17 protein-coding genes and 1 pseudogene are annotated in these 20,608 nt (G+C 64.9%); 5 read left to right on the forward strand and 13 right to left on the reverse strand.

Going from position 1 to position 20,608, the window contains the following annotated elements; all coding sequences use genetic code 11:
• The first annotated feature begins 49 nt into the window (after positions 1-49).
• The 3 genes from ACQKIE_RS08865 (at position 50) to ACQKIE_RS08875 (ending at position 2,070) form a co-directional block, all read left to right on the forward strand.
• Entirely contained in the window at positions 50-883 is an 834-nt protein-coding gene (locus ACQKIE_RS08865; RefSeq protein ID WP_427458033.1) for a pirin family protein, read from the forward strand.
• 58 nt (positions 884-941) lie between these two features.
• Positions 942-1,625, forward strand: coding sequence for an HAD family hydrolase (locus ACQKIE_RS08870; protein WP_427458035.1), 684 nt, complete (start codon positions 942-944; stop codon positions 1,623-1,625).
• An 88-nt stretch (positions 1,626-1,713) separates the two neighbouring features.
• On the forward strand, positions 1,714-2,070 hold the full coding sequence (locus tag ACQKIE_RS08875; RefSeq protein WP_427458037.1) for a hypothetical protein: 357 nt from the start codon (positions 1,714-1,716) through the stop codon (positions 2,068-2,070).
• Between the two features lie 68 nt (positions 2,071-2,138).
• On the opposite strand, the pseudogene ACQKIE_RS08880 reads toward ACQKIE_RS08875, so the two are convergent.
• From ACQKIE_RS08880 to ACQKIE_RS08930, 11 genes and pseudogenes are all read right to left on the reverse strand, one after another.
• A pseudogene (locus ACQKIE_RS08880) lies at positions 2,139-4,787 on the reverse strand (discoidin domain-containing protein); the annotation flags it as partial.
• A 50-nt stretch (positions 4,788-4,837) separates the two neighbouring features.
• Positions 4,838-5,659 (reverse strand): carbohydrate ABC transporter permease, encoded by an 822-nt coding sequence (locus tag ACQKIE_RS08885; RefSeq protein ID WP_427458039.1) that lies wholly within the window; start codon positions 5,657-5,659, stop codon positions 4,838-4,840.
• Positions 5,656-6,534, reverse strand: a complete 879-nt coding sequence (locus ACQKIE_RS08890) for a carbohydrate ABC transporter permease (protein WP_427458042.1) — start codon at positions 6,532-6,534, stop codon at positions 5,656-5,658. Before ACQKIE_RS08890 ends, ACQKIE_RS08885 begins: the two co-directional genes overlap by 4 nt.
• Positions 6,531-7,817 (reverse strand): sugar ABC transporter substrate-binding protein, encoded by a 1,287-nt coding sequence (locus ACQKIE_RS08895; protein ID WP_427458044.1) that lies wholly within the window; start codon positions 7,815-7,817, stop codon positions 6,531-6,533. Before ACQKIE_RS08895 ends, ACQKIE_RS08890 begins: the two co-directional genes overlap by 4 nt.
• Positions 7,814-9,295 (reverse strand): glucoamylase family protein, encoded by a 1,482-nt coding sequence (locus tag ACQKIE_RS08900; protein WP_427458046.1) that lies wholly within the window; start codon positions 9,293-9,295, stop codon positions 7,814-7,816. The genes ACQKIE_RS08895 and ACQKIE_RS08900 overlap by 4 nt, the downstream gene beginning before the upstream one ends.
• Before the next feature lie 119 nt (positions 9,296-9,414).
• Positions 9,415-10,935, reverse strand: coding sequence for a tryptophan halogenase family protein (locus ACQKIE_RS08905; RefSeq protein WP_427458047.1), 1,521 nt, complete (start codon positions 10,933-10,935; stop codon positions 9,415-9,417).
• 102 nt (positions 10,936-11,037) lie between these two features.
• Positions 11,038-14,067 carry a TonB-dependent receptor gene (locus ACQKIE_RS08910; RefSeq protein ID WP_427458049.1) on the reverse strand — a complete coding sequence of 1,010 codons (3,030 nt, stop codon included), beginning with the start codon at positions 14,065-14,067 and terminating at the stop codon, positions 11,038-11,040.
• Positions 14,068-14,300: 233 nt separating this feature from the next.
• Positions 14,301-15,293 carry a LacI family DNA-binding transcriptional regulator gene (locus ACQKIE_RS08915; protein ID WP_427458430.1) on the reverse strand — a complete coding sequence of 331 codons (993 nt, stop codon included), beginning with the start codon at positions 15,291-15,293 and terminating at the stop codon, positions 14,301-14,303.
• A gap of 332 nt (positions 15,294-15,625) precedes the next feature.
• The gene (locus ACQKIE_RS08920; protein WP_427458051.1) at positions 15,626-17,227 is read right to left on the reverse strand and encodes a PepSY-associated TM helix domain-containing protein; all 1,602 of its coding nucleotides are present in this window, start codon (positions 17,225-17,227) and stop codon (positions 15,626-15,628) included.
• 3 nt (positions 17,228-17,230) lie between these two features.
• Positions 17,231-17,494 carry a hypothetical protein gene (locus tag ACQKIE_RS08925; protein ID WP_427458053.1) on the reverse strand — a complete coding sequence of 88 codons (264 nt, stop codon included), beginning with the start codon at positions 17,492-17,494 and terminating at the stop codon, positions 17,231-17,233.
• Positions 17,494-17,763 (reverse strand): hypothetical protein, encoded by a 270-nt coding sequence (locus ACQKIE_RS08930; RefSeq protein ID WP_427458055.1) that lies wholly within the window; start codon positions 17,761-17,763, stop codon positions 17,494-17,496. The genes ACQKIE_RS08925 and ACQKIE_RS08930 overlap by 1 nt, the downstream gene beginning before the upstream one ends.
• 244 nt (positions 17,764-18,007) lie before the next feature.
• Between ACQKIE_RS08930 and ACQKIE_RS08935 the strand changes: the two genes are divergently transcribed.
• Together ACQKIE_RS08935 and rsmG are read left to right on the forward strand one after the other, a co-directional pair.
• A complete protein-coding gene (locus ACQKIE_RS08935; RefSeq protein ID WP_427458057.1) occupies positions 18,008-18,442 on the forward strand; it encodes an SPFH domain-containing protein in 435 nt (144 codons plus the stop codon).
• A gap of 67 nt (positions 18,443-18,509) precedes the next feature.
• The gene (rsmG, locus tag ACQKIE_RS08940) at positions 18,510-19,139 is read left to right on the forward strand and encodes a 16S rRNA (guanine(527)-N(7))-methyltransferase RsmG (protein ID WP_427458059.1); all 630 of its coding nucleotides are present in this window, start codon (positions 18,510-18,512) and stop codon (positions 19,137-19,139) included.
• A 14-nt stretch (positions 19,140-19,153) separates the two neighbouring features.
• Here the strand turns inward: rsmG and ACQKIE_RS08945 are convergent, their stop codons facing one another.
• Both ACQKIE_RS08945 and ACQKIE_RS08950 read right to left on the reverse strand, forming a co-directional pair.
• Complete coding sequence (locus ACQKIE_RS08945; RefSeq protein ID WP_427458061.1) at positions 19,154-19,528, reverse strand: hypothetical protein; 375 nt, start codon at positions 19,526-19,528, stop codon at positions 19,154-19,156.
• Between the two features lie 84 nt (positions 19,529-19,612).
• Positions 19,613-20,539 (reverse strand): alpha/beta fold hydrolase, encoded by a 927-nt coding sequence (locus ACQKIE_RS08950; protein WP_427458063.1) that lies wholly within the window; start codon positions 20,537-20,539, stop codon positions 19,613-19,615.
• Between the last annotated feature and the right edge of the window lie 69 nt (positions 20,540-20,608).

Below are 20,608 nucleotides of genomic sequence, written 5' to 3' on the forward strand. Positions count from 1 at the left end.
GGCCGGCGTCCTGTCAGGAGCCATCCTTGTTCCAACCAAGGAGCCTGCCATGACCACTCAACGCCACATCACCCGCCGCGTCCGCGGCATGGATACCGCCGACGGCGCGGGCGTGAAGCTCAAGCGCGTGATCGGACAGCCGGCGCTCGACATGCTGGACCCGTTCCTGCTGCTCGACGAGTTCCGCTCCGACCAGGCCGACGATTACATCGAAGGCTTTCCCGAGCATCCGCACCGTGGCTTCGAAACAGTGACCTACATGCTCGCCGGCCGCATGCGCCATGGCGACAACCACGGAAACCGCGGCGACCTCGGCCCGGGCAGCGTGCAGTGGATGACCGCCGGCCGCGGCATCCTGCATTCGGAGATGCCGCAGCAGGAAGAAGGCCTCATGTGGGGTTTCCAGCTGTGGGTGAACCTGCCCGCCGCGGACAAGATGGTGGAACCGCGTTACCAGGACATCCCGCCCGCGGCGATTCCCGTGGTCCATCCTGCGGAAGGCGTTACCGTCCGCGTGGTTGCCGGCGATATCGCGGGAGCGACCGGCCCGGTCAGCGGCATCAGCACCGAACCCGTCTACCTCGATATCGGCCTGGACGCGGGCGCACGCTTCGAGCTCGACCTGCCCGAGGGGCACAGCGCCTTCGCGTACGTGTTCGACGGCGAGTCGGCGACGGTGGCAGGCGAGCCGCTGGCGCGCAGCGAACTGGCCGTCCTGTCGAAGGGCGACATGGTGAGCTTCGCGGCCGAACGTCCCGCCCGCGTCCTGTTCGTCGCCGGGCGACCGCTGGCCGAGCCCGTGGCACGCTATGGCCCGTTCGTCATGAACACGCAAGCGCAGATCCACGAGGCCATCGCGGACTTCCGCGCCGGCAAGTTCTGAGTCGGCCAAGGCGCCCGGTTGTTGTCAGACCCGACCCGGGCGCCTTACCCTGACCGGCATGTCCCGACAAAAACATGCCTTCCTCTTCGACCTCGACGGCACGCTGGTCGACAGCGTCTACCAGCACGTCCTCGCATGGAAAGAATCGCTCGACATGGAGGGCATCGACCTTTCCGTGTGGCGCATCCATCGCAAGATCGGCATGAGCGGTGGCCTGTTCACCGACATCCTCCTGCGCGAGACCGGTACCGAGATCACGCCCGACCGCATTGACCGCCTGCGCCGCAACCATGCGGCGGCCTACGGCCGGCTTGCCGAGGCAGGGGCCGTCCGGCCGTTGCCGGGCGCGGTCGAACTGCTCGCCTGGCTGACGGACGCCAAGATCCCCTGGGCCATCGCCACGTCCGGACGGATGGAAACGGCGTCGCATAACATCGCCGCCCTCGGCGTGGACCCGGCGAAAGTGCCGGTGGTGACGCGCGACCAGGTCCGTCATGCCAAGCCCGACCCCGACCTCTTCGTCACCGCAGCCGAGCGCCTGGGCACGGATATCCGCGATGCCATGGTGATCGGCGACGCCATCTGGGATATGCTCGCCGCCCAGCGCGCCCGGGCACTCGGCATCGGCCTGCTCTCAGGGGGATACGGGGAGAACGAGCTGGAGCGCGCCGGCGCGTATCGGGTCTTCGAAGACCCCGCTGACATGCTCCGCCACATCGACGAGATCGCGGCGCGAAGCTGAACGGATTCAAGAAGTTCCCTGGGGCGTTTAGGCGGGGGACGGGAAGGGGTTCGTAGGATTGCCCTGTAAGCAAAGGACTTGATCGACCATGCGCTTCTTCCTCACCGTGGTTCCGCTGACGGCTGCGTTCATCATCGCGGCCTGCTCGCATTCCGAGCCCACCGCCCCCTCCGCCACCCCGGCGGCGGCGTCAACGGCCGCCTCGCCGGCCCCCGGCAAGACGGCACCGGCCAACCCGACACTCGGGTCGCCCGAGTGGTATGCCTGGGTGGACAAGACCCTGGCCGTGAGCGACGACGGGCACGGCCCCAAGGCCGGCACAGCGGAGTGGGACCAGGCCGTGAACCGAAAGCTGGGCCAGGAAGCCCCACAAAGCCAGCCCGGCTCCGCTGAATGGCAGCAGGCGGTCGATGCCCTGCTCCGCACCCGCGTGGCGACGCACTGAGCCCGCTTCGCGGGTTACAGCTTCACGCGCAAGTGCGTGTCACCCGTCGGCAGTTTCGCTTCACCCGATGGAAGCGAGAGAACGATCCCACCCGGCGCGGCCACCGGCTGTGTGACTGTCAGCTCGGCCATGCCGTCCTTCGCCCTCAACGTGTACCCGAACCGCCCATAAGGCGTGCGCAGGTCGCGGATCGCGATGCCCTCGCCTTCCAGCCATGACGGCTGCACGCCGGCCGCGACCACCAATGCGCGGTCGGCGTCTCGGTCGTACGCGAAGATGTCGAGCGCCGAACGAACGTAATCCGACGCGATCCACGCATGCGGCATGTCGCCGACGAACCGCGGTTCTCGCGGGTCGCGGCCGACGACCTCGGCCCACTGGTTCCATGCCGCCGGGCGGCGGTCGGCGAAGAAGAACGTGAGCAGGCCGTCGAGCCGGTCACGCCAGCCGAGCCGAATGAGACTCGCCACCGTGCGGATCTCGTACGGCGTGTAGTCCTTCCAGGCCGTCTTCCCGTCGCGCCGCGCGACGAAACCCTCCCAGTACTTCTCGAAGGTGCGGTCGAGCAGGTCCTTCGGCAGGCGCGACTGTTCTCCTCCCGGCGACAACGCGATCGTCGTCGACGTCGCATCGAAGTCGCCGAGTTCCGCCGAGCCCGGAATGAAGTCGATGCCCTTGGCTTTCACGGCCGCCGCGATCGATGCATGCACGTCCGCCCGGAACTGGTCGCGCGACGCGGTGTAGCGCGCGGCGTCGTTCTTTCCGAGGACCTTGGCCAGTTCCACCGCGTCGTCGTAGCCCTTCAACGCCCAGAAATCGTCCCAGTACGAATGCATCGGCTTGGCCGAATACCCCTCGTGACTGATCGATGCCGGCATCAGGCCATAGAGCGCGCGGTCGGTTCCGTCGAGCCGCGAGGGCTGGCGCTCGCTGGCGCGAAGCCGATCCATATAGGCCACCGCCTTGCGCACATGGGGGTACAGCGTCTCCACCACCGCGCGGTCGTGCGTGTAGCGCCACAGTTCGGCGACGCTGAAAACCAACTCGCCGTGGCTGTCGTTTTCTGGCACGGGATCGGAGCCGCGCGCATCGACGCAGCAGGGAACCTTGCCGTTCGAAAACTGGTGAGGCGCATACCAGCGGATGAAGTCGCGAGCGACATCCTCGTGACCCGTGCGCAGCAGGCCCTCCAGCATCATGGCGCCGTCGCGCACCCACGTACGCGAATACGAGCGCGTGCCGGGTTGCAACGCCGGGCCGTCGCGGGAGATGAGGATCTGCGCGATGCCGCTCTTCATCGTGTCCACGATGGGTTGGCCGGTGGGTGGTACCTCGATCCTCACGCGGTCCAGCTTGTCCCGCCAGAGGGCGGCGACGGCATCGGCATGCGTCGCGAGCCAACGGCCGGGGTCGATGTGGTCAACCGCCAGGTGCGCCGTTGGATCGACTGGCACCACGACGCCGAGATCGACGTGCCCGTGCGCCGGCACATGCACGTCGTAAAGCAGCGCGCCCTGCGCGAAACCTTCGTCGTCGTGGAGCGCCTTCGCCGTGGGACGTTCCCCAGAGTCGAGTCGCTCACTCAGCGTCTTCGGCTGGTTCCCGCTGGCCACGAAACGCGTGGTCGCCTGCAGCGGAACCACCTTGCGCGTCCCGTTGACGGTAAGCGCGCGGCCATCCCATGCCAGGTCGTCGATGCGGCTCGTACCGCCCGGCGCGTTGAGGAACTGCGTGGGGGGATTCACCTGGAAAGGTCGCGCCGCCAGCGCGAGCGTCACGTCGCGCGCGGCGTCGCCGGCATTCGCAACCCGGTAGCCGATTACGAGCTGTGATCGACCGGCGTCGCCTTGCGCGAACGCCGTCGTCGTCAGCGCCAGCGCGCCGGCCTGCCAGCGCACAGACGGCAGCGGCAGATAGCCATCGCGCAATGACTGGGTCGTCTTCACGTCAGCCCAGGTGACGAGTTTGCCGCCGTCGATGAGGAACGGTTCGATCGAAAAACCGCCGCGCGTGATCTCGACGGCCCCGTCTTCCGACATCAAGGCCGAATCACGGCTGCCGCCATCGACGCCGACGATCGTCCAGTACGACTGTTCGCCAGAGAACCCGCGCGGATAGAGGCCGCGACGAACCTGCTTCGCACGGGATTCGAAGACGGCGTTCGGCGTAGGCGGCGGCGGGGGCACCGCCTCGGGTTCCTGCGCGACAAGCCGCAGGTTGTCGAAGCACACCTCACCCTTGTTCTGCGGCGGTGGAAAGCGCGCTGGCGCTTCCTTGTAGATCACGAACTCGATCTCGCGCGTGTGGCGCAAGGTTCGATCCTTGATGGGCCCCCAGGCAAACTCGACCTGCCGGCTCGTCGCCTCAATCGTCCGCCATGTATCCGACGGCTCGAAAGCTGGCTTCGTGTACCACCACACGTTGTCGCCACTGTCGTCGATGAACTTGAGCTGCAAGGTGTTCGGCGGCATCGTGCCGCGCACGTCGAAGCTGATGGCGAAGCCACCGGGGAAGTCCACCGGTAGGGTCTTGCGGATCGACGCCGCGCCGGACACGCCGTTGAAGTCGTAGGCGAGGCAGATGGCCTGCCCCGTCTTTCCAGGCACCACGCGAAGCTGCGCGGAGACGTCGTCCGTGTGGGTCGCCTGCCAGCCGGTGGCCTTGTCGAAGCTGTCGAGGACCCCGGCTCGTGCGCCGGGCGACACGAGGCATGCCATGAAACAGAGTCCGCAGAGGGACATGTTCCTAAGAGGGCTCTTCATCGTGCTTAACCCTTGACGCTGCCCAGCAGCAAGCCTTCGAGGTAATAGCGCTGCAAGGCGAGGAACAACACCAGGACCGGCAGGATCGTGACGACCGAACCGGCCATCATCAATTCGCTGTCCTGCACGTGCTCGCGCGATAACGAGGCGAGCGCGATGGGCAAGGTGTAGTGCTCCTGCCCGGTCAGAGCGATCAACGGCCACATGAAGTCGTTCCACGCGGCCAGGAAGGTGAAGATGGCGAGCGTCACCATGATGGGCTTCAGCAAGGGCATCACGATGGTGGCGAAGATGCGGAACTCCCCGGCGCCGTCGATACGGGCCGCTTCCATCAGGTCATCCGGGATGCCGCTGGCGTATTGGCGTACGAGGAAGATACCGAAGATCGTGGCCAGCGCCGGCACGATCACCGCACCATACGTATTCACCAGCCCCATGTACTTCAACAGCAGGAACAGCGGCAGCATCGCCACTTGCGCGGGGATCACCAGCGCACCGAGCAATACCTGGAAGATGCGCTGCCGACCCTTGAACTCGAGCTTCGCGAAGGCGTAGCCGGCCATGAGGTTGAACGCGAGCGAGACCAGCGTGATCGACGTCGAGATCAGCAGGCTGTTGAACAGGTAGCGACCCATGCCGGCGTTCATGAACAGCTGCCGGTAGTTGTCCAGCGTGGCATGGCTCGGGAGCACCGGCGGCGGCAGCGAACTGGCCTGTCCCTGGGGCATGAAAGAGACCGACACCATGTAGAGCAGCGGCGCGATCGCAATGGCCGCGCCACCGATGAGCAGGCCATTGATGAGGGCCTTGGCGGTGCGCGGGCTCATGCCGGTGCTCCCTGCTTCGACAAGCGAAGCATCGATGCGGTCACCACGAACATGATGACGAAGAGGATGAACGCCACGGCCGAGGCCGATCCGAGGTTCCACCACTTGAAGCCTTCTTCATACATCAGGTACAGCACGGACGTCGTGCTTTGCAGCGGTCCGCCCTCCGTCATCACGTACGGCTCCGCGAAGAGTTGGAAGTAGCCGGACACCGTGAGGATGCTGACCATCACCATCGTCGGCTTCAGCATCGGCAGCGTGATATGGCGGAACTGCGCGACCGCCGACGCGCCGTCGATGCGCGCGGCTTCGTAGAGGTCGCCCGGGATGGCCTGGAGCCCGGCCATGAAGATGATCATGTTGTAGCCGAAGTTCTTCCATACGGCGAAGAGGATGATCGTCGGCATCGCCCAGTGCGGATCGCCCAGCCAGTCCACCGTCGGGATGCCCACCGCGTCGAAGACGTAGTTCACCAGGCCGTACTTGGTATTGAAGAGGTAGCGCCAGATCACGGCCACCGCCACGACGGTCGTCACCACCGGTGCGAAGAGGGCCGTGCGGAAGAACGCCTTGAAGCGCGCCAGCGGCGAGTTGAGCAGCATCGCGGCGCCTAGCGAGGCGATCATGGACAGAGGTACGCCGACCACGACGAAGTACACGGTGTGGCCCAGTGCCGACCAGAACAGCGGCCGTTGCAGCAGCGCCCAATAGTTCTGTAAGGCGACGAAGCGCAGGTTACGGATATCGGCTAGCGCATACAGGTCGTAGTCAGTGAGCGAAAGCACCAGCGCCGCCGCCACGGGTAGGAGGAAAAACAAACCGAGGACGATCAGCGCGGGGGTGATGAACCACCAGGCGGCACGGGATGTGTTCATGGCGAAGCCTTGTGGCCGTGGTCGAGCATCCAGCGGCGCTTCTCGAGGAGACGATCCGCGCGCCGATCCATCTCCGCCGCGGCCTGGTCGATGGTGAGGTCGCCATGGGCGGCCTGCGCCGCCACCAGCTGCATCTCCGTGACGATCCGTTCCCACTCGGCCACCGGGGGCGTCGGCTTCACGCGTTCCAGTTGGTCCCGAAAGGCGACGGCCTTGTCGTCGCCGCTCAACGCAGGCGACAGCCATGACGATCGGCGCGGCGGCATGTCGCCGAGGATCCGGTAGAAGCGGTCCTGGATTTTGGGTCGCGACAGGAACTCCACGAGCGCCCACGCATCGTCTTTATGCTTTGAGCTGCGATAGATCACGAGGCTGGAGCCGCCGGCGTTCGATGCGCCTGGACCGTTGGGGCCCGGTAGCGGCGTGGTGCCCCAGTCGTTCTGCTGTTCCGGTGGCAGGCGCTTGCGGAACTCGCCGATGTTCCAGGGGCCGGAGAGATAGAACGTGAAGAAGCCCTGGCCGAAGGCCGCCCATGGATTGCCGATGCCGACGTTGGTCATAATCGGTGCCTGGCGGTCCTTGAAGATGGACACGTAGAACGCCAGCGCTTTCTTGAATCCCGCGCTGCGGAAGTTGCCGTAGCGGCCATCGTCACGCAGCAGCGGGTCGTCCTGTTGCAGCGCGAGCGCCAGGAGTTGTTCGAATTCGTTGGTCGGTAGCAGCGCGCCATAGGTCTTGCCGGGCGGTTGCGACAGCTTCGCCATCATCGCCTGCCATTCCGCCCAGTCGCGCGGCGGATGGTCGTAGCCGACCTTCGCCAGAAGGTCCTTCCGGTAGAACAACAGGCGCGTGTCCACGTACCACGGCACGCCATAGAGCGTGCCGTCGATGACGTTGGTGGACCAGATGGCGGGGAAGTAATCGGACCGGTCGACCACCTTCGACGCGGCCACGCGCGCATCGAGCGGCTCGAGCGCGCCGAGCGCGACCATCTCCGGTATCCACGTATTCCCGAGCTGCGTGATGTCCGGCGTCGAGTCGCCGGCGTAAGCCGTGAGCAGCTTCTGGTGCGCCGCGGTCAGGGGCAGCTGCTGCACGGCGACGTGCAGGCCCGGGTGCTCGCGCTCGAAATCCGGCAGCAACTGCGCCACCGCCTCGCCTTCCCGTCCGATGGTCCAGAACTGCAGCGTGCGCGTGCCCTCTTCCGGCTTCCCGCAACTGGCCAGCCCCGCGCAGGCGACCAGCGCGAGTGCCGTCAGCAGGCCGCGGGCGCCACGCTTCACCACAGGCTGGTTGCCGTGTCGGCATCGAGCCAGCCGCCGGTGAAGCCGGCGCGCTCGAGGCCCTTGCGGATGTACGGGTTCTTCTTCATCACGTTCCAGACGAACTCGCTGCGGTAGTTCTCGATCATCAGCACGATCGGACCCTGGTCGATGCCGAGGTGGACGGTGTCGGCCCAGCCAAAGCCTGGTACGAGACGTCCCGTACGCAGCTCGGTGCGCGTGTCGAAGCTCTGGTTGAAGGCGTCGACGAAGCCGTACTTCGTATAGATGGTCTGGCCGTACTTCTTCTTCATTTCCTCCAGCGCCGGGATGACGATCTCCGGCGCGAAGGCGATGGACCCGCCGGCGGCCATTGGCACGATGGTGCCGTCGTCGGAGATGTAGTCGCGGCCCGCGCCGCGCGCGGTATAGCCGTAGAACGTGCGTTCCTTGTCGCCCTGCTTGACGATCAGGCCGCCCGGACCGTTGCTGGCGCTGAGGCCCCAGATGTTCTTGCCATAGCCCTTCCAACCGCCAGGATTGGCGATGGCATAGGCCTGCTGCGAGTACGTGGCGCGGCGGCTGTTCTCGAAATAGTCGAGGCCGTGCGATCGGTTCCAGTCGTCGCGGATGCCGCGAAAATCGACCCAGGTATGAGTGAACTGATGGCCGAACAGCGGCGCGAAGTTGAGGAAGGTCTGGCCGTGGAACTCGCCCCAGGTCTTCTCGTACGTCTTCGTCCAGGCCGGCCAGGCGTCGTCCTCCACGGCGTGCGTGGGAGAGCCGAGCGCGAGGATGTAAACCAGCATGCCTTCGTTGTAGCCGGCCCAGTCGTGCGGGATGAACTTCCCGCCGGGGGTCCAGCCCATGCTGATGAGCGGCTTGTGGTTCTGAGCCCAGGCCCAGTCCACGCGGCGATAGATGTCGTCGGCGAGTTGGCGGATCTCCTGTTCCTTCGCATCGTCGCGGTCGTAATAGCTCTGCGCGAACAGCACGCCGCCAAGAAGCAGCGTCGTGTCGACCGTGGAGAGCTCCACCCAGCGGTCGTGGCGCTTGCCGGTTTCCATGTTGAGGAAGTGGTAGAAGAAGCCCCGGTAGCCGGTGGCGTCGTCCTCGGACTCGTTCTGCGGCGCGTCGTGGAAGAAGCGCAACGTGGCGAGTGTTCGCTCGACCGCTTGGTCGCGCGTGATGAAGCCGCGTTCCACACCCACACCGTACGCCGTGAGACCAAAGCCCACCGAGGCGATCGACGCGAAGGAGTTCGTCGGGTAGTGGTCGGGCACGAGGCCGTTGGACGGATTGCCGCTGTCCCAGAACCACTGGAAGGTGCGCTTCTCGAGGTCCGCGATCATCGGGGATACCGGATGGATGTCGCGGATCCGCGCAGCGCTCGTCGGCTTCGGCTTCGGGGCGTCCTTCTGTGCCATCGCCACGGGCGCGGCGCAGGCGAAGAGGAGGCCGAGGGCGAGGGAGAGGCGCTTGATCGTCTTGGCGTGCATGGAGCGAAATCCTGTGTGCGTAAACGTTTACGTCGCGAGGCCGGATAAAGGCCCCGGAGGGCCTTGGTCTGACCTGGAACCATACGTACCCGGTCCCCTCGTGGCAATTGCCATGGCCATCAGGCAGCCACCGCCGCGGCCCGGCATTCGCGATCGATGAATTGCTGGTGCGTGGGCATCAGATCGACGTTCCGCGAAACGACGTCGCGCACGCTGGCGAGGAACTTTGGCAGGTCCACGCCGGGCATCTGGTCGACCAGCGGGTCATAGCCGTTCGGAATAATGCCCTGGCCGATCATCACCTGGACCCAGCTCACGACGCCGAACATCTCATCGGCATCGCGGAAGAAGCGGCCGCTGTGGCGGAAGAGATCGATCGTCGCCTGCAGCGAATCCGGAATCGACATCGTCCTGCAATCGTTCCAAAACGGCGAATCGTCGCGCGTGGTGGCTTTGTAGTGCAGGACGAGGAAGTCGCGGATGCGCTCGGCTTCGAAACGCGTCTGCGCGTTGTAGCGATCCGCGAGCACCGGATCCATGCGGCCATCCGAAGGGAACAGCTGCAGCAGGCGAGAGATGCCCATCTGGATCATGTGGATGCTGGTCGACTCCAGCGGCTCCATGAAGCCGCTGGCGAGGCCGAGCGCCACCACGTTCTTGTTCCAGGCCTTCTTGCGCACACCCGTGACGAAGCGCAGCGGGCGCGGGTCGGCCAGCGCCTTGCCGTCGAGGTTCGCCAGCAAGGTCGACGCGGCCTCGTCGTCGCCGATGTGGCTGCTCGAATAGACGTAGCCGTTGCCGGTGCGGTGCTGGAGCGGGATGCGCCACTGCCAGCCGGACTCGCGCGCCGTGGAGCGCGTATACGGTGTCGGCACGTCCACCCTCTCGCAAGGCACGGCGAGCGCGCGATCGCACGGGAGCCAATGGTTCCACGTCTCATAACCGGTCTGCAGGGCGCCCTCGATGAGCAGCCCGCGGAAGCCGGAGCAATCGATGAAGAGGTCGCCTTCCACGCGTTCGCCGTCGGCGAGCACGACGGCGGCCACGTGCCCGGACTCCGGATCGAGTTCGACGTGCTGTACTTTGCCTTCGGTGCGGCGTACACCGCGTGCCTCGCCGTACGCACGAAGAAAGCGGGCGTAGAGCGCGGCGTCGAAATGGTAGGCGTAGCCGATGCCACCGAGCGGATTGCCGGCCGGTACGTCGACTGGCGCGGGCATGAACTTGCCACGCACGGCCGCCACCGTGTTGACGGAATAATCGAGCAGGTCGCCGGCGTAACCCGCCAGGTGTCCCTTGAGCCAGTATTGGTGGAACGGCGTCAGGCCCACGTCGTGGCCCATCACTCCGAATCCGTGGATATAGGTAGTGTCCAGCTTGCCCCAGTCGCGGAACTGGATGCCGAGCTTGAACGTGCCCTGGGTACGGGCGACGAACTCGGCCTCGTTCAAGCCGAGGAGGTTGTTGAACAACTTGATGTGCGGGACGGTCGCTTCACCCACGCCGACGATGCCGATCTCGTCCGATTCGACCAGCCGAACGGTGACCTGTCGGCCGAGGACTCGCGCCAGGGCGGAGGCTGCCATCCAGCCTGCGGTGCCGCCACCGACGACGACGATGTGGGTGATGCCGTAGGTCATGGCGGTCGCGCGCGAATGGAGAAGAAATGCGCCCGCGGGGAGACTCGCGGGCGCCAATGACGGCGCAACCGGTCATGCGAGCCGGTTGCGCCGGTGAAGCGCTTAGAACTTGAAGCCAGCCGTGAAGCGCGCGGTGCGCGGCACGAACTGGATGTTGCCCGTCTTGTTGAAAGCGACCGGACGGCTGTCGTTGCTGGGAATGCCGCCCTCACCAAAGTTGGTGTTGTAGTCGACGAAGTTCTTCCAGTTGAAGACGTTCAGGATGTCGAAGCGGATGTAGAACTTCGTCATGTCGCCTTCGCCGATCGGGAAGTCCTTCGTGGCCTGGATATCGATGTCGCGATAGCCCCAGATATTGCCGCCCACCAGGAACTTCGAGCCGGCCGGGACGTATGCCCGGGGAATATTGCTCGAGCCATCGGGGAAGACACCGCCGTAGCCGTAATTGCCATTCCAGGGCAGCGGCGTGGCGAGGGTCAGCTTCGCCGAGAAGCTGAAGCCCCACGGACCGTCGATCGACCCCGTCGCCACGAAGCGATGCTTGGACGCCGCGTTCGAGGTGATGAACGGGTAGTCGAAGATCGTCGGCTCGTCGAACGAGTAGTGTTCCTTGACGTCGCGGTTCTGCTTTGCGCGGGTGTAGGTGTAGGCGAAGTTGGCGCTCCAGCCCGACTCACGCGTGTACGGCTTATCGGCAGACAACAAGACCTGCGTCGTGCGAGTGCGGATGCCATTGTTGCCGATGATCATCGAGCCGAAGCCCGGGATGCCGTTGCCCCAGGGCTGCGAACCGGCCTGGAAGAAGTCGCCGTTCGGGAAGCGATTGCCCAGCGTGAACGCGAAGCCGTCATACGACAGCACGCGCGTGATCGTCGCGTCGGTGTTCCAGTCGCCGAGCTTGTTCGACATGCCGAGGCTGAACTGATCCGAATACGGAGCCTTCAGGTCGTTGTTGAGCATGTCGACTTCCTGGCCCTTGTTCGTGCCGGCGACGAGCGCCTGCAGGTTCTCGAGGCCATTCAGGTACGCCGGGTCCCAGTTCACGCAGTTCGTGTTCGGACCGACGGTGCAGGGGCGACCCGGAATGTTGAAGAAGATCTCCTGATACGGCAGTGCGGACTTCGTCTGCTCCAGCTGCAGGTAGTCATACAGGTTGCGGTCGTAGGAACGGCCGGCGCCACCGTGGATGACGTGAGCTTCGTCTGCGAACAGGTCGTACGAGAAGCCGAGACGCGGTGCCCACTGGTTCTGGGCATGACGGTTGTTACCGGTACCGATGTAGTCGCGGTAGTTGATGCCGCCCTTCGCGAGGGTCTGAGCGTAGGTCTGACCCGGGAACTGGCCTTGCGCGTTCTCGTCGAGCGAATTGAAACCATCGATCACGTTTTGCGGCGTGACGTAGTCCAGGTACGAAGGCGTCTTCTCCTTGTCCCAACGCACACCGAGGTTCAAGGTGAGGTGGTCGTTCACCGACCAGTCGTCCTGGATGTAGGCGCCGTACTGCTTGCTGTTCGTCTCCGATACCGGATTCAGGCCGGGCACCGGGTTCGAGAACTGCGCCTTGTACGGAAGCGGGTTCGTGCCATCCTCCTCGACGTTGTAGATGAACTGCGGATTGGTGTCCTGCGCGTCCTGCGCATGAAGTGTCACTTCCTTGTACTTGTAACCCATCTTGACGACGTGGTTACCGTGCCAAGTCAGGTCGTTGAAGGTGAAGTCGTCGGAGATCATCGGGCCTTCCTGGCCCTTGATCTGGGTCGCCAGCGGAGAGGCGGCGCCGATGCCGATGATGGGCGCGTCGCTCGCAGGACGCCAGGTGTAGTTGTAGCCGTTCCCATAGTTGATCGGGAGCGGATCGTTCGACGAGTTCTCGTAAGAAGCCTTGAGCTCGTTGAAATACCACTCCCCGCTGTGCTGCCAGCGGAACGTGGCGCGGGTATCGTGGTTCTCCGTCACGATCGACTGCGAGTACGACTGGCCAGCGCCGATGTTGTCGGCCTGCGTCTCACGGCGCACCTGGGTGCTGATCTCGATACGGTCGCGATCCGAGAATTCCCAGTCGATCTTGCCGAAGTACAGCTTCTCGTCGAACGGCAGGTTGGCCGGACCGAGTTCCGCCTGTGCAGCGGCCGGGAGAAGGCCGATGGCCCTGGCGGGCACGTCCGATCCTGGCGTGACGGTGATCGGCGTGTCGAACTTCTTCTGCTCGAAAGTCACGAAGAAGTGCATCTGGTCCTTGATGATCGGGCCGCCCAGAGCGAAGCCGTATTCCTTCTCGAACGAGCGTGCCTTGTCGGCGTCTTCCTCGGCCGCGGTGCGGCTGCGGTACTTGTCCGCGGTGTAGGTGTAGAACGTCTCGCCGTGGAACTCATTCGTGCCGGACTTGGTTTCGGCGGTGATTGCAGCCGACGACACCTGGTCGTACTCGGCCTTGTAATTCGACGTGATGACCTTGTATTCGCCGATGGCGAGCTGCGGGAACGGGTTGCCCTGGCTGTTGACCTGGCCGGAGACGCCACCTTCCTTCACGTAGCTCTTCTGGCCGACGCCGTCGATGAAGACATTGACGGAACTGTTGTTCTGCGCGCCGCCACGGAGCGAGGTATGGCCCTGGGCGTCCACGCTGAACACCATGCCGGGCACGGTATCGGCGAATTCGAGGAAGTTGCGCGAAACCTGCGGAATCGTCTGGATCTGGTGCAGGGAGATGGTCTTGGCGACCTCGGGCGTGCGCACTTCGGTCAGCGTGGTGGCACTAACGGTGACCCCTTCCATCGACGTGGCGGCGGTGGCGTCTGCAGGCGCAGCCCCGGCCGGCGCGGCCAGATTGAGCGTCGCCGTCGACGCGACGGTGAGGGTCACGTTCTGCTGCGTGCCCGGACCCGCGTCGACCTGGTACGTCGCCGGCGGCAGACCGTTGATCGTATAGGTTCCGTCGGCACCCGCCGTGGCCTTTCGGCTCAGGCCGGTCTGCGGATTGAACGCGGTCACCGTGGCGCCCGGCGCGGCCTTGCCGCGCAAGGTGGCAATGGCCGACTGCGCGAATGCCGAGGGCGACACCACGGCGGTGGCGACCGCCGCGGAGATCACGCTCGTTAGGATTTTCTTCTTCAACTGCATCGAGGCTTTCATTGTTCCCCTCTCCCGAAAGGTTCCGTGTGTGTTTTCTTATCCGGCCGAACGTGAAACACGGCGATCGACGTAGCGTCGTGACGCGGTGGTCGTACCACTCTTCTGCAAGCGTTCTTTCCCCGTGTATCGCGCCCGCCCCGCGTGAACGGAGCCGGCTTTGAAGCTGTTGTCCTGTGAAGACGCCGTCCTGAAGAATCCATCCAGGGCCCGGCAGGCCGCCTGTCGACGAGCGGTCAGGCTCGTCGTCGTACCGTGTCGTTGCCGCCGCAGGAGGCGCGGACGATGAGTTCGGTGCCGACGACGGCGCGCGGTTCGGGCGCGGCATCCTCGGGTGCCTCGATCATGCGAACGAGGCGTTCCAGTGCCGCTTCGCCCAATTCGGCGATGCGCACGCGGACGGTCGTGAGCGGTGGCGTGACATAGCGCGCCATGGGAATGTCGTCGAAGCCGACGACGGCGACGTCTTCCGGCGTGCGCTCCTTGGCTTCCGACAGCGCGGAAAGGCACCCGATCGCCATCATGTCGTTGGCGGCGAAGATCGCGTCGGGACGCGGGACCATCGCCAATGCCTGCTTGCCGGCGTGGTAGCCGGATTCTTCGGTGAAGTCGCCGGGAAGCACGACGGCGCGGTCGGCAAGTCCGGCGGCGGCCAGCGCTTCGCGGTACCCGCGACAGCGTTCCTGCACGTCGTGGTTCACCTCGGGACCGGCGATGAAGGCGATACGCTTGCGGCCGAGCCCAAGCAGGTGCTCGGTCATGAGCCGTGCGCCGCCGTAATCGTCGATATCCAGGGCGGTATGGCGATCAGAGCGCACGTGGCTGTTGATCAGCACGGTCGGCAACACGATCGGCAGGTTCTCGTCGAGGAAGGCCTCGTCCGCGTGCGGGGACATCACCAACAGGCCGTCCACGCGGCCCTGCATCGCGCGCAACGCGATGGCGGCCTCGGTGGCATCGCCATGCGAACTGGAGACGAGCATGTAGAGGCCATGGGCCCGGGCGGCGAGGTCGATGCCGCGGATCAATTCCGAGAAGAACGCGCCATGCAAATCCGGCAACAACGCGCCGATGGTCTGCGTCCGGCGAGTGATCAGGCTCCGCGCCGCATTGTGCGGCACGTAGCGCAGGCGAGCCGCCACTTCACGAATCCGCTTCTGCGTTTCCGCGGTGACTCCACCATGTCCATTCAGTGCGCGCGAGACAGAGGCCACCGATACGTTGGCCATTCTCGCGACGTCTTTGATCGTCACACTCACGTCGTTCTCGCCCTTGAGCCAACCCCTCCCGGGGCTCGACGGCGCGGAACGTAAACGTTTTCATACGAGCTTGTAAAGCCTTCGAAATCAACCGGTTGGTGCAACGCCGCAAGAAGTCGCGGTATCAGCAATACCAGTGCACCAGGTCAGCTAAAAACTACGCTCCGATCAATAGCCTGAGTGGTATTCGGCCGTTTGCGGCACTGCCGCAACAAACGCACACAAAACCTTCACTGACATAAATAGCTGTCAGGTATAGAAATACGTAACGCGCGTTACATCGGAGGGTCGCGCGACAGTCCTCAGGCCTCTTGCAGCTCCACCGCCTGCGTCGGAGGCGCGGGTCTCCGCGACGACCACACGCTGCACGGGTCTCCGTCCACTGCGCGGCGGCGGGTCGCGATGCCCAACCAGGCGAAGCCGATGCCCATGGCGATCGCGACGAGGTCGACGCCAAGCACGCCGAAGTCGCCCTCGCCCAGGGTGCGTGCCAGGCGTTCACGGTAAATGACGACATCGAGAACGCCCACGGCCACGCTCACCACGGCCGTTCCCCACAGTAGCTCGACCGCGGCTTTCGCGGGCCGACGCCAGAAGGTCCAGAGGATCGCCGCCGCAAACGCCGTGAAGCACACGGGTTGCACGATGGCCGTGGCTGAAGCGCCCCACAGCGGGAGGAGCAGGCTACCGAGGAAGGTCATCGAAATGGCGAAGCACGAGCCGATGCAAACGCCGACGGTGGCGGTGGCCATCGCGCGCACCTTCATCGGCTGGTCGGCCTGGCGGCGCTTGCGTCGCGATTCGATGTACAGCAGGTTGCCCGAATAGAACAGGAAGGCGCCGGCGAGTCCCAGCAAGAAGTACAGCCACCGGAGCGACAGGTTGCCGAACGATCCGAAGTGCAAGCCGAAGATCGCCGAATAGGTTGCGTGGTTGGCGTCGCGAACGCCCGCGAGCTGCATGTTCAGTACGCGCCCATCGACGGCGTCCAGTGCGACCGAACCGTATTCACCGAGCGTCTTCGTCGAGGTGCCGCGTACTTCCGCCGTCGCACCCTGCTGGCCGTAATGGACATAACGCATGTAGTCGGGCGAGAAATCCGCCGCACCGGCGGCGAGCGCAGCGTGGCGCGCACGCGCGCCGAGTTCGGCCGGCGAGAGCATCACGGCGACGCCGCCTTTGGCCTTCGTTTCCGGCAGCGAGCTCGTCATGCGATCGAAGGCCGGCATGAGCTTGCCGTCGAAGGCGACTGTGTTGAAAGCCATCAGCATCACCAGCGTGAGGCAAAGCAGCGCACCAGTGATCGCGAAGATGATGTGGAAGGGCAGGCTGAGGATGCCGATGACGTTGTGCGCGTCCTGCCACAGGCGCTTCAGGTTGCGGCCGGGCCGCAGGGCGAAGAGTTCACGCACCAGGTTAGGCAGGTGGATCAGCAGGCCGGTGAGCAATGCCAGGCCATAAATGACGCTGACGACGCCCATGAGGTAGATGCCGACGACCGGAATGCCGAGGTCGTAATGCAGCTCATAGATGAAATCCGCGAGGCCGTGCTCATGGTCTTCGGAATCGCGCGGTGTCGCTGCTCCCAAGGTCTGCGTCTTCCACGAACCGTCCTTCTCCATCCAGTACGCCGCCACCTCGTGCGAGGGATGGTCGGCCGGATACGTCACGCCGATCTGCGCGCGCGCCGCCGGGTGCCTGGCGACGATGTCGTCGAGCATCGCGCGCGCGCGATCCATCGTGTCCGCGCGGGCCATCGTCGCCTGCGGCAATGCCCAGGTGTCGATCTGCTCGTGGAACATCGTCAGTGCGCCGGCGTAGAAGGCGATGAACAGGGCGAAGCCGGCGAGCAGACCGGTCCAGGTGTGCACCGTGGTGAATGTGCGGAGGGTCGAGGCTTTCATTCGTCAGAGCCCGGGCAGCGTGTGCTTGGCGAGGAACAGCGCGGCGAAGGCGCCTACGTTCGCGACGGCGAGCCACGCCCATGCGCGGACGCCGCTGCGAAAGAGGAACGTGGCCGCCATGACGCTGATCCACAGCGGGAAGAACAGCATGAGCATCGGAATGGCCACCGACTCGCTGGAGGACGGCCACAGCCAGATCGCGAGCGATACCAGTGCCATCGACAGCGGCAGGCCGAGCAGGACACCGGCAAACGTCTTGGCGAGCATCAGCGCGGAGTCCGTTCGGAGGCGGGGCGGAAGAACCAGGTGATGTACGGCAGGACGACCCCGCCGAACATCAGCGCCGTGAGGGCCGCGAAGATCCCCGGCAGCGACGTTTCGCCGACGATCCAGGCGACGAACGCGCCGATCCCGAAAAGCCAACCGGCGACCTTGCCAGGCCGTCCGAGTGAACGACGCAACAGGCGCTGGTTGGGCGACGAGAGGTAGGCGAGGGCCATGGCGGCGATGGCCGCCACGCAGCCGAGGAAATCCATGGGCGAGACCGGGCGAATGACTGATTGATAATTATTATCATTTGCGGCGAGTCGGTCAAACGGTGGGGCCGCACTATCTGCTCAAGTTTTGACCAAGCCGTCCGTTAACTGAATGTGGGGCTTCGTAAAGCTAGCGTTAAAGGGCCCCGTTAAATTATGATTAACACCCGCCCGATCATCGCCCTGCAGCATTCTCGCTGCGCGGCGCGACAGGAAAAGCCGATAACTCGTTGATGTAGCAGCCATGTTGACCACCGCCCTCATCGCTACGACCTTCATAGCCTTCGCCATCGCGGCGATCTCGGTCCGGCGTATTCCCGAAGGGCAGGTCTATACGGTGCGGCGTCTCGGCCGCCGTCCCTCCCTCCTGACGGCTGGCACGCACGTGGTCCTTCCGATGATCGACCGGGTCGCGCACAAGATCGACCTCGGCGGCCAGGTGCTTCGGTTCGAAGGTGGCACTGTCTACTGGCAGGTGCTGGAGCCGGAAGTCGCCGACGAGGTGATCGACGAGGCGCCCGAGCTCATCCGCACCAACGTCGTTGCCGCCCTCCGCGACAACGGCACCGCCCACACCACCGACCGCCGCGCCGTCGGTACCCAGCTCAAGCACGCCGTGAACGGCTCGCTCCGCGCCCGCGGCATGCTCGTCACCCGCGTCGAACTCGACGCCGCGTGATTCCCGCGCTGGCGCCGTAGCGCCCGCGCTTCCATACTTTGCGACCCTCGCCTGAACCGGGTACGGCATGACCGCGCGCGAAGCCCTGCAAACCCAGTTGGAACGTGGCATCGCCACGCTCGGCGCGTCCTTGCCCGAGGACGCGGTCGAGCGCCTGCTCGATTACCGCGAACTGCTCGAGCGCTGGAACGCGGCCTATAACCTCACGGCGGTCCGCGACGGCAGTGAGATGGTGGGGCGTCACCTGCTCGATTCGCTGGCGATCCTTCCCTATGTGCACGGGCGATCGCTCGCCGACCTTGGCACGGGCCCGGGCCTGCCCGGCATCCCCCTCGCCATCGCCGAACCGGCGCGCGAGGTCCTCATGGTCGATTCGAACGGCAAGAAGGTCCGCTTCCTGCGCGAGGCCATTCGCTCGTTGAAGCTGGGCAATGCGAAGGCGTTGCAGAGCCGGGTCGAGGACGTCGAGGGCACGTTTGAATGCGTCACCGCCCGAGCCTTCGCGTCGCTGGCGGACATGCTCGGCTGGGGTGGTCACCTGCTCGCGCCCAACGGCGTCTGGCTTGCCATGAAGGGCAAGCATCCGGCCGAAGAGCTGGACGGGGTGCCCGAAGGCTTCCAGGTGGAGGCGATCCATGTGCTGACCGTGCCGGGCGTGGAAGGCGAGCGGCACCTCGTCGTCATTCGCCGAAGGTAGGCCGCGACGCAACCTCAACGGTTGATGTAACTCCGCTCGACTTTCACACCCGAGGAATCGAACAGGTAAGTGATGGCTCGCCCGCGGGTTCCGAGGGGTGACGGGATGAAGGTGATCGCGATATTTTCCCGTTCGTGTCCGAAAACGACCGAGAACGTTGCCGCTGCGAGCGAATTCTTCATATAAAGCCCGCGCGCGGCATCGAATGCTCGTATCTGTTCGGCACTCACATCGCAATTGATCGTATTGCACGATTCCACGTGTGGCGCGGTCACCGTACGGACGTCGCCTGGAATGGGCGGAAGCGCTTTTGTTGATTGAGCCAGGGCACCCGCAGAAGCAAAAAGCTGCAGTGCCGAGAAAAAGGCCGTCATCGACGATCTGCGCATGCTCTTCAGCCCCCCCTGAGGCATCCGTGTGGCCAGCCGCTGCGCGATCGCGGCAATGGCGCGGCCTATCGACCCGCGGGCGAATTACTGGCAAGTGCCCTGCAAACGACGAGCTACGGCGGGGAAGCCGCCCGTCGTCCAACGGTGCACCGTAAGAACAGCGTCGGCAAACTCCCTCGGCGCCTCCCAGGGGAAATTGTGTCCGCAATCCACGGTGCGGTGCTCATGCCGCGCGGCGAACATCGTCGCATGGTCGGCAGTGCCTCCCGGCTTGAGTGGGTCCTGCGTCCCATCGAGCGTCATGGCGGGAACCGTGATCGGCGGTTTCTTCGCGAGCCTTTCTTCCAAGTGAGCAAGTGCGGGGTCCCCCTCGGCAAGTCCGAAGTCGAAGCGATACGAGTGAATCACGACATCGACGAAGTCAGGATTGTCGAAGGAAGCGGCCGTCCGTTCGAACGTCGCCTCGTCGAATGGCCAACCCGGCGACCATTGCTTCCAAAGCATATGGCAGAGGTCCCGCCGGTGGAGAGAGAGGCACTCGCGGCCACGCTCGTGCTGGAACAAGTGTTGATACCAGACGGCGTCCAGGCTCGGGGGGTAGGCGTGCCTGAGCCGCTCTACATCGATGACGTCGTAGCCGGCGTACGAAACGAGTCCTGTGACACGCTCCGGCCAGAGCGCACTCGCCACGCATGAAGCCAACCCGCCCCAGTCATAGCCGGCGAGGAGGGCGTGCTCGATGCCGAGGGCATCCAGCAGTTCGATGATGTCGCGGCCCAGTGCCGCCTGCTGACCGCTACGTCGCGTTGCCGCCGAAAGGAAACGGGTCGGCCCAAAGCCGCGGAGGTAGGGCACGATCACCCGCGCCCCGGTGTCTGCCAGGATCGGAGCTACCTCGTCGTAGGCATGAACGTCGTAGGGAAAGCCGTGCGACAACACGACCGGCCAGCCGGTCCGCGGTCCGTGTTCGACATAAGCGATGTTCAAAGTAGGCGTGTTGGCCGAGTGCATATGAGTCCTCGTCAAGTCGTCTCCCAAAGGTCGCATCCTGCCGCGACGGGGGCACCTAGGGCCCGCCGG

Origin of the sequence: Luteibacter sp. NPDC031894, from assembly GCF_050273135.1 — a bacterium.
In the GTDB taxonomy this organism is placed as follows: Bacteria; Pseudomonadota; Gammaproteobacteria; order Xanthomonadales; family Rhodanobacteraceae; genus Luteibacter.